At 53.3% G+C, this 9,425-nt stretch carries 8 protein-coding genes; 7 read left to right on the top strand and 1 reads right to left on the bottom strand.

Translation table 11 applies throughout. The annotated features are described in order from the left end of the window. From rpoC to B4B27_RS07685, 5 genes are all read left to right on the top strand, one after another. Positions 1-3,045: DNA-directed RNA polymerase subunit beta' (gene rpoC, locus B4B27_RS07705; protein WP_290725300.1), on the top strand; the 3,045-nt coding region annotated here is incomplete at its 5' end. 69 nt (positions 3,046-3,114) lie between these two features. Continuing rightward, positions 3,115-3,504: a 30S ribosomal protein S12 gene (rpsL, locus tag B4B27_RS07700; RefSeq protein WP_073188010.1), complete on the top strand. Its 390-nt coding sequence runs from the start codon at positions 3,115-3,117 to the stop codon at positions 3,502-3,504. A gap of 11 nt (positions 3,505-3,515) precedes the next feature. Then, positions 3,516-3,992: a 30S ribosomal protein S7 gene (gene rpsG / locus B4B27_RS07695; RefSeq protein WP_173367010.1), complete on the top strand. Its 477-nt coding sequence runs from the start codon at positions 3,516-3,518 to the stop codon at positions 3,990-3,992. Between the two features lie 250 nt (positions 3,993-4,242). Further along, positions 4,243-5,286, top strand: coding sequence for a hypothetical protein (locus tag B4B27_RS07690; RefSeq protein ID WP_290725295.1), 1,044 nt, complete (start codon positions 4,243-4,245; stop codon positions 5,284-5,286). 272 nt (positions 5,287-5,558) lie between these two features. Next, entirely contained in the window at positions 5,559-5,759 is a 201-nt protein-coding gene (locus B4B27_RS07685; RefSeq protein WP_290725293.1) for a hypothetical protein, read from the top strand. A 98-nt stretch (positions 5,760-5,857) separates the two neighbouring features. Here B4B27_RS07685 and B4B27_RS07680 read toward each other — a convergent pair whose 3' ends face one another. After that, positions 5,858-7,066, bottom strand: coding sequence for a glycoside hydrolase family 26 protein (locus tag B4B27_RS07680; RefSeq protein ID WP_290725291.1), 1,209 nt, complete (start codon positions 7,064-7,066; stop codon positions 5,858-5,860). 238 nt (positions 7,067-7,304) lie between these two features. Between B4B27_RS07680 and B4B27_RS07675 the strand changes: the two genes are divergently transcribed. Next, a complete protein-coding gene (locus B4B27_RS07675; RefSeq protein ID WP_290725289.1) occupies positions 7,305-8,396 on the top strand; it encodes a hypothetical protein in 1,092 nt (363 codons plus the stop codon). Between the two features lie 115 nt (positions 8,397-8,511). After that, positions 8,512-9,425: phosphopyruvate hydratase (gene eno, locus B4B27_RS07670; RefSeq protein WP_414654302.1), on the top strand; the 914-nt coding region annotated here is incomplete at its 3' end.

The raw sequence follows: 9,425 nt of genomic DNA, 5'->3' as shown, positions 1-9,425 counted from the left end.
CTCGAAGAAATCATCGAGGACCACCCGGTGATGCTGAACCGCGCCCCGACGCTTCACCGCTTGGGTATCCAGGCCTTCTATCCGAAGCTCATCGAAGGTAACGCCATCCGCCTCCACCCGCTCGTCTGTACCGCATTCAACGCGGACTTCGACGGTGACCAGATGGCCGTGCACCTCCCGCTTTCTTTCGAAACCCAGCTCGAATGCCGCGTGCTCATGCTGTCCTCGAACAACATCCTGCACCCCGCTTCCGGTCAGCCGATCGCTGTGCCGGGCCAGGACATCGTGCTCGGGCTCTACTACCTCACCAAGCCGCGTCCGGGTCGCAAGGGCGAAGGCATGCACTTCTTTGATTCCGCCGAAGCCATCCGCGCTTACGAGAACGGTGTCGTGGATCTGAACGCCACCGTGTACCTGAAGCTCAAGGCTGGCCGCAAGATCTACATCGGCGCCCTCGAGAAGGATTGCACCTGCGTCCGCGAAATTGCCGACGACAACGGCAACCTCGAAGTGAACGTCAAGGCTGGCGAGAAGATCAAGTTCCTTACACTCAAGGACGATAACGTCATCAAGACGACTGTCGGCCGTATCATCTTTAACGAATTTGTTCCCAACGAACTCGGCTACGCGAACGAAACCTTTGCGAAGAAGGTCATCGCGAAGTCTATCGACGACCTCTACCGTCGCACCGGCAACCGCGTGACTGTCGAATACCTCGACAACCTCAAGGCCAACGGTTACAAGTGGGCAACCCGCGCCGGTTCTTCCGTGGCTATCGCCGAAATGGTGATCCCCGAAGACAAGCAGGCCATGCTCGATGCCGCTACCGAAAAGGTCAACAACATCCGCAGCCTCTACGAGGACGGTGTGATTACCGACGGCGAACGTTACAACCAGACGATCGACGTGTGGTCGCAGACGACTGCCGAAGTCGCATCCAAGCAGTGGGATCTCCTTTCCCGCGACCGTGACGGTTTCAACCCCGTCTACATGATGGCCGACTCCGGTGCTCGTGGTAGCCGCGAACAGATTAAGCAGCTGTCCGGTATGCGCGGCTTGATGCAGAAGCCTATCAAGCAGCTCGGCGGTCAGGAAGTTATCGAGAACCCGATTAAGTCCTGCTTCCGCGAAGGCCTGAACGTGATGGAATACTTCATCTCGTCTCACGGTGCCCGTAAGGGTCTGGCCGATACCGCCCTTAAGACGGCAGACGCCGGTTACCTTACCCGTCGTCTCGTGGACGTGGGCCAGGACCTCGTTGTTACCGAGGCTGACTGCGGTACCACCAACGGTATCGAAGTGTCCGCATTCAAGGACGGCGACGACACCGTGATCCCGCTGGAAGAACGTCTCCTCGGTCGCGCTCCGGTCGAAGACATCAAGCACCCTGTTACGGGCGAAGTGATTGTCAAGGCTGGCGAACTCGTCACCGAACGTGACCTTCCGAAGATTTCCGCTACGGGTCTTGAACACATCAAGATGCGCTCCGTGCTCACTTGCGATTCCCGCAATGGAGTGTGCTCCAAGTGCTACGGCCGTATGCTTGCTTCCGGTCGTCCGGTCGACCTGGGCGAAGCCGTGGGCGTGCTTGCCGCACAGTCTATCGGTGAACCGGGTACGCAGCTTACCCTCCGTACCTTCCATATCGGTGGTGCCTCTTCCCGTCTGACTGTCGAAAACTGCAAGAAGGCCTCCGTCGATGGCCGCGTGGAACTCGAACAGGTCGAAACCGTCGACCACGAGGGCCAGAAGGTCGTCACGAGCCGCATGGCAGAACTCGTTATCTTCGACAACACGGGCATCAACAAGGGTCGTTACCAGATTCCGTACGGCGCCATCATGCATGTCGAGAACAACGCTTCCGTCAAGAAGGACGAAGTGATGTTCGAATGGGATCCGTACAACAGCCCGATTATTACGAACGTTGCCGGTAAGGTGAAGCTCGTGGACCTCGTCGAAAACAAGACGTTCCGTGTCGAACGCGACGAGAACACCGACGTCGAGACCTGGATCGTGATCAGTGAGAAGCATGGCGGCAGTGCCCGCCAGCTCCGTCCGGCGATCAGCATCCTCGACTCCGCGAACACCAAGGCGGGCCACTTCATGCTGCCTGACGGCGCTATCCTTACCGTCAAGGACGGCGACGTGGTCTCTGTCGGTTCTACGGTCGCTAAGCTTCCGCGTGCCGCCGGTAAGACCCGCGACATTACGGGTGGTCTTCCGCGCGTGGCCGAACTCTTCGAAGCCCGCAAGCCGAAGAACACGGCCGTTCTTGCCCCGATTGACGGTCTCATCGTCATGGGCAAGGAAGTCCGCAACAACCAAGAAGTTATTATCAAGATGGACGACCAGGAAGAGAAAGTGCTGGTTCCCCGCGGCGTCCACTTGGCGGTCAACGAAGGTGACCGTGTCCGCGCTGGTCAGAAGATCAGCGAAGGCAGTGCAGACCCGCACGATATCCTGACGATCCTCGGACCTGAAGAGGTCCAGCGTCACCTGGTGAACGAAATCCAGGCGGTGTACCGCCTGCAGGGTGTGGCTATCGCAGATAAGCACATCGAATGTATCGTCCGTCAGATGATGCGCAAGGTGAAGGTCAAGGAATCCGGCGATTCCGAACTGCTTCCGGGCGAAGAAATCTCCAAGGTGCGTCTCCGCGCCGAGAACGATCGCTTGATCGCTCAGGGCAAGACGCCGGCGACCTTCACGCCGATGCTCCTTGGTATCACGAAGGCCTCCTTGGCGACAGACAGCTTCATCTCTGCCTGCTCGTTCCAGGAAACCACCAAGATCCTTACCCGCGCTTCCATCGAAGGGCAGGTGGACCCGCTCATGGGCCTTAAGGAGAACGTGATTATGGGTCGTTTGATTCCGTGCGGAACCGGTGCCCGCCACTTGAGGAACGTGACAGTGGTCGATGCCGATGCCGAGGCGGAAGAACGCCAGCGCCTGCAGAACGTACATGCCGAATACGATGACTTCGGTTCCGGAATCCAGATGTTGGATAACGAAATCGGCGCTTCCGACGAGGAAGATGCGGAGTAATTTCGACTATGTACTTGAAAAAACTGGAAAAAGAACTATATTTGCACTCCAAAATCTAGGAGATTAAAAGTGCCTACTATTCAACAGCTCGTCCGCAACGGACGTGAACAGATCAGCAACAAGACCGCATCCGTGGCCTTGAAGTCCTGCCCGCAGAAGCGTGGTGTCTGCACCCGCGTCTACACCAGCACCCCGAAGAAGCCGAACTCCGCTCTTCGTAAGATTGCCCGTGTGCGCCTTTCCAACAAGATGGAAGTTACGGCTTACATCCCCGGCGAAGGCCACAACCTCCAGGAACACTCCATCGTGCTCATCCGCGGTGGCCGTGTCAAGGATGTTCCGGGTGTCCGTTACCACATCATCCGTGGCGCTCTCGATACTCAGGCTGTCAACGGCCGTCAGAACGCCCGTTCCAAGTATGGTGTCAAGAAGAAAGGTGCCGCTCCGGCCAAGAAGTAAGGAAGTAGAATATGTCTAGAAGAAGAAAGGCTCTCCATCGCTCCATCCTCCCGGATCCGCGTTTCAAGTCTACCCTCGTTACCGAACTCGTCGGTGTCGTGCTCAAGCAGGGCAAGAAGACCATCGCTGAACAGATCGTCTATACTGCTCTTGAACAGCTCGACAAGAAGGTCGAAGGCAAGGAAACCCCGCTCGAAAAGTTCGAACTCTGCCTCGAAAACATCAAGCCGCGCGTCGAAGTCAAGTCCCGCCGTATCGGTGGTGCGAACTACCAGGTTCCTATGGAAGTTGCTCCGGACCGTGCCAAGGCTCTCGCCCTCCGCTGGCTCCTTGATGCCGCCCGCAACCGCAACGAACCCAACATGGCCGACCGCCTTGCTGCCGAACTCGTTGCTGCCAAGAACGGTGAAGGCAACGCTGTCCGCAAGAAGAACGATACGCACAAGATGGCCGAAGCCAACAAGGCTTTCGCCCACTTCCGTTTCTAATTCTTGCCTTAGCACAGAATTATCCTAGAGGGAAGGCTCGCTTCAAAAGCGAGCCTTTTCTGTTTCAAAGTCCTAATTGAGTCTACAGTGTGGCCTATTGCGTCATCAAGACGATGTCTCGAACTACTTTACCGTCGAGATGGACCAGAAGCATAGGGACACCGACATCGAAGCGACATGGCTTGGCATTGTCAAAAGCCGCAAAGGCTATTGATGGAATTGTACGGGTACTGAATTTTTTATTTATTTTGTGGAAAAATTGGCATCTTTTTATATGGAGCGATGCGCTTGTTTTGTGAGTAAATGCTTCTTGAAAAAAATTGTAATCTTGCTGATTGCTCTTGGCGGCTTGCTTGTAACAGGTTGCGCCGTTTTAACCAATGGATTATCAGGTTCACTGTACATTGAGTCGTCAAAAGTCCAGCAAATCATAGATAAAGCGGAGTACCCAGCGAAAAGGATGCAGGAGTTGAAGGACGATCCCGTTGGGGCGCCTTTGGTTAAATCCTATGAGATGTTTGCTGCTTTGATGGAGCAGAAAAACATGGATTCTTCCCTGGTTGATTCTATGCGACTTTCAAGAAGGGCGTTCTTTGAGCCGTGGAAGCGGGTCTCCGATTCCATCTGCAATTCGGCAAGCGGTGAATTGTCCCTTGAAATTCGCGCAGTTTACGAGGCTGCATTTCGGTTTGGGATTGAATCTGACTATGACTACCTTCTCAAGGAGCAGGACAGCCTTCATTATGAAGAACGTAAGGATGTTTCCTTCGAGGATAAGGTGGAGTTTCTAAAGTCGTCTGGACTCGGGGAAATGATGGCACACTTCTTTGTTGTCAGGCAGGATGTTCCCTATTTTGTTAAACCAGCGAAGACTCTTAATGAGTTGGAGACGTTAGTTTCGTCTCCATGGGAGGAACGGGAAAAATACAAGGTTACCAATATGGCTTGTATGGAAAAGAACCCCCTGGGGCAGGAGACTTTGGTGCTCACAAAGGAATACTCCACTTTGTTGGATGCCTTTATGGGCGTGGATCCGAAGTATGCGTTCCCGTTTTCGGATTCTAATTTGAAGGAAGATTTCCTTATGGTGGCTATTTCAGTCGTGAGCAGGCATTGGGGGCATGGTTTCCACTATGAATCCTTTCCGGCAATCATGAGCGTGGTCTTTAACGAAAATCGCACTTTGGCGATACTGAACGTGATGGGCAGTTTTAATACTGGCGGTTTCTATAGCCTTGAGAAAAGAGACGGGGTATGGAAAACTGTAGCGCATAAAAACACGTGGATTATGTAATGGGTAGCTAGATGAAATTTAATTTATACATAATCTTGTTTACTTGTGTGGTTCTAGTAGGCTGCACTTTAAGTGGCGTTCAACGTTATAAGGAAATTTCCGCTCAAGGGACCTCGACGGTTGCCGTACTTTGTGAATATCAGTCTTTATGCGAATCTAAGGAAGATTACTTTAGTGAGGAAAGAAAAGTTAAGGAGATGGTTGAAGGTGCTTTTGCGTCTAGAGGATTTCGGGTGGTTCCTTTTAAGGCGCTGGACCAGACATTAGACTATATGGTTGTGCTAGAATCGGAGAACAAGTATAATGGAGATTATATAAAGATTGCCTTGGTGGATTACAAGTCCAGGGAGATTGCTGGTCGCATGAGTTACGTACCTCTTTCCGCAATGACCCAGGAGACGATGAATAACCTGGTGGAAGAAATGCTCAAGTCCACGATAGTTCATTTGAATTCCGGTGTGAAGCTGAAGTGATTCCTGTCTTCTGGCCTTGAACTACTTACGAGAAAACCCCATGGTTGAAACCATGAGGCTTTGCTGTTTGGCTATTGCGCAGCGTGTCTTGGTACTGCTTAGCGGACGATGTCAAGCTTGTAGATACTGCGTGAGTTTGCGTTGGGAACGTTGATGGAGTGCTCGCCTGGGGTAAAGTGCTGCACTGCGCTTTGCCACAGGATGCGTCCCTGATGGTCGAACTGCACGACGCTCGCGGTCATGGCGCGGTCAACCTGCAAGAGCAGCTTGCCTCCCTGCTGCCGGAACGAGAACTTGTCTGTAATCCCGCCGGTGCGGATGGCGGTAGTGCTGCTGGACGAACTGACTGAACTTGACGATTCGATAACCGCTTCGCTGCTCGAAGATTTGGGCTCACTTGCCTTCATCTTCGCGATGCCCGCCTTCCAGGCGTCAACGGCGGCCTGCGAGGTATTGAGAGCCCAGTCGCCCTCGTTCGCTTCCTTGCTCTGGCTGAACCACATCACCGCGAAAACGCGCGAGAAGTCCGTGGCGAAGTGCTCGAACATGTCGGTAATCCATTCGGCCTTGTTGCCGCCCCTCTCGGAGCTTGAGATTTCGGCGATAAAGAGCGGCTTGTCGATGTTCGCGAGCGCGTTGTACGCCTTCTTGAAAACCTGCGAGAACGTCTGCCAGCTGGACCAGCTCTGGCACGTGCCCCAGTTGTAGCCGTCGATGGAGATGTAGTCCACGTAGTCGTCGCCGGGGTAGTTGCCCGTGAGCGTGGTACCGCTGCCCTGGTTCGAGGCGTTGGTGGTCCATACCCACTTGACGTTCGTGACGCCTTCTTCCTTGAAGATTTTCACGATGTGGCGGAAAGCTTCGGCGACGTTCGCGTCGGTATTGCCGGCGCCTGATTTTCCGACCCCCCAGTCATACCAGTCGCCGTTCGCTTCGTGGAGCGGTCTGAGCCAGATTTCGTCGCCGAAGCCCTTAACGCCCTTTGCATATTCACGGATGTAGTTGTCGGCCTTGCCGTTCACCAGTTCCTGCGCGTTGTAGCCGTTCGCCATCCAGGTCACCACCAGCGTGGAGCCGTTGTTCTTCGCGACGTTCGCGTACTGCGCGGTCGCATTCCAGTCGTTGATGTCGAAGAGCGCGAAGTAGCTGATGAGGTCGAGGTGCGTGCCCTGCAAATCCTGGAACGCCTGCACGTTCTGCTGCGTGGGTTGCGGGTACTGTCCGGGCCCTCCGACCCATGCGCCGACCTGGAAGGCCATTGCCGTCACGGGCGCGAGAATCATCGAGAATAGGAACTTCTTGTTCATAAATGCCTCCGGCGGGCTTCCGTCCGCAAAATGTTCCCATACGCCCTAAAAATAGATTGTGCGGCCAGCGCGGACTGATTTCTAAAACGGATATTTGTACCAAAGTGTATCTAGTGTTTTAGAATATCCTGGAGTTCCCCGATACTGCCGTAAATTCACATTGTCCGAATAAGATTCTCCAAATAGGAACACCCCCTTTATCTTTTTTCTAGTTTGTTTGATAATCAGGGATTGCTGTATGAAACTTTTGAAATTGTGTTGGCTGCCGGTTCTATTGATGGCGATGTTCCTTTGCGGGTGCTCTTCCGAGAAAGTCGAGCCGGAGTCCAACGTGGCGGAATTTTGCGCAGTCGTCACCGATAAAAATACATACAACCTTCATCTTGTCAAGAGTATCGAAATACCTTGGGATTCTTCTTGGGATATTCCAAAGGTGGTTCACGAACGTTGTACTCGTTGGAATTATCGTTTTAGAGTAAGTCCGCCTACCAGGTGCGTAGAGGGGGAATTGTGCCCATTGGTGGGTGGCGGAGGTGGAGGCATTTGTACCTCTACAGGTTCGGCTAGGGATATACAGGTTCCGCTGCCGGAGCGGAGACTATTCCTTAAAAATGATATTTACGCGTGGGCGTTGAAAAGGTTCCCTATGGTCAATGCCAAGGATTCTCTTGTCACTTATTTCGGGAAAGAGTTTGATGGGCTTTGGAGCGCGAGTTTACAAGGTGGCCCTAATCTGGAGGCAAAATTCAAGGCGAAGATTGTCGGTTTCTGCGATACGCTCCCTCCTGTGGCCGAGTATTGCGTTCTTCGCGGGGATACGCTAGAATTGCGGTTGGTGGAAAATGTGGATTATATCGAACCCCAGACTTTTTATGAAGGGAAGTCGGGGAATATATGCCATGGAGGCTTCCGGAGCGAAAAGACTTTTACGCTGGATTTGGGAAAAAATGGAAAGGTTTCAAAAGGGCCGTTTGTCGAGGAACTTTCTTGCGACGGGGATGTTCCTGTAGATGCGGATGTGAATATCGGTATTCCGGAAATTATTGTTTTGGATAGGCTCCAGGATGTGCCTGCTGAGGGTGTTGTCCATGGTAGCTGGGAGGCTGGCCTGACTTGCAATTCGGAGTACATAAAGAGGGTATTGCCTTTTAGCATTAGGATTGTAGGGGATTGCCCTGAAGTGGAGCGAAACCACTGGCTTAGCCATGAAGATGTAACGGCAGATAGGTGTCAAAGGGTTGGCAGTTGTGACAATGGTTGTGAATGGGACGAAAACGACAAACGGGTTATGGAAATACTTTCGGAGGAGGAGTGTGCCTCTGATAATTGATGGCAAAACCCATCCCTTTTTACCCCCTTTTCTTTCGCCTATCGTCTTTCGTCTTTCGTCTAATTTCTATATTTTACACCGCAAAATTTTTCACACTAAACCAAAAGGCTAAAAAATGGCTTCTAAAATCAAATCCGTTGTTGCCCGCCAGATCCTCGATTCTCGCGGCAATCCCACTCTCGAAGTTGATGTTACCCTCGAAAACGGCGTGAAGGGTCACGCTGCTGTCCCGAGCGGTGCTTCTACCGGCGAACGCGAAGCTTGCGAACTCCGCGACGGCGACAAGAAGACCTACTGCGGCAAGGGCACGCTCACTGCTGTGAAGAACGTGAACACCAAGATCGCGAAGAAGATCATCGGCATGGACCCGGCCAAGCAGACCGAAGTCGACGACGCCATGATCGCTCTCGACGGCAACCGCATGCTCAAGAACAAGCTCGGTGCAAACGCTATCCTCGGCGTTTCCATGGCTGTTTGCTGCGCCGCTGCTAACGACGCCAAGATGCCTCTCTACCAGTACATCGCCAAGCTCCATGGCACCAAGAAGCTCACGCTCCCCTGCCCGATGTGCAACGTGATCAACGGCGGTGCTCACTCCTCCGCTCCGATCGACTTCCAGGAATTCATGATTGCTCCGGTTGGCGCAAAGACCTTCTCCAAGGGCCTCCAGATGGTCACCGAAATCTTCCACGCCCTCAAGGCTGTGCTGAAGAAGGCCGGCTTCGACACCACCGTTGGTGACGAAGGTGGCTTCGCTCCTGGCGTCAGCATCAAGCCGGCCAAGAACAAGTTCGGTTACGAAATCACTGGCGTGATGACCCTCGAAAAGGCTCTCGACGCTTTGAAGGCTGCAACCACCAATGCCGGTTACAAGTTCGGCACTGACATCAAGATCGCTCTTGACGTTGCTTCCTCTGAATTCTGCGACAAGAACACCAAGGCTGGCAAGCCGGAAACCTACACCTTCAAGAAGAGCACCAAGAAGACTGTCAAGTCTGCCGACATGGTGAAGCTCTACGAAAAGCTCAT

This window comes from Fibrobacter sp. UBA2449, assembly GCF_002342555.1.
GTDB lineage: Bacteria > Fibrobacterota > Fibrobacteria > Fibrobacterales > Fibrobacteraceae > Fibrobacter.
This window is presented reverse-complemented; position numbering and strand designations above follow the sequence as displayed.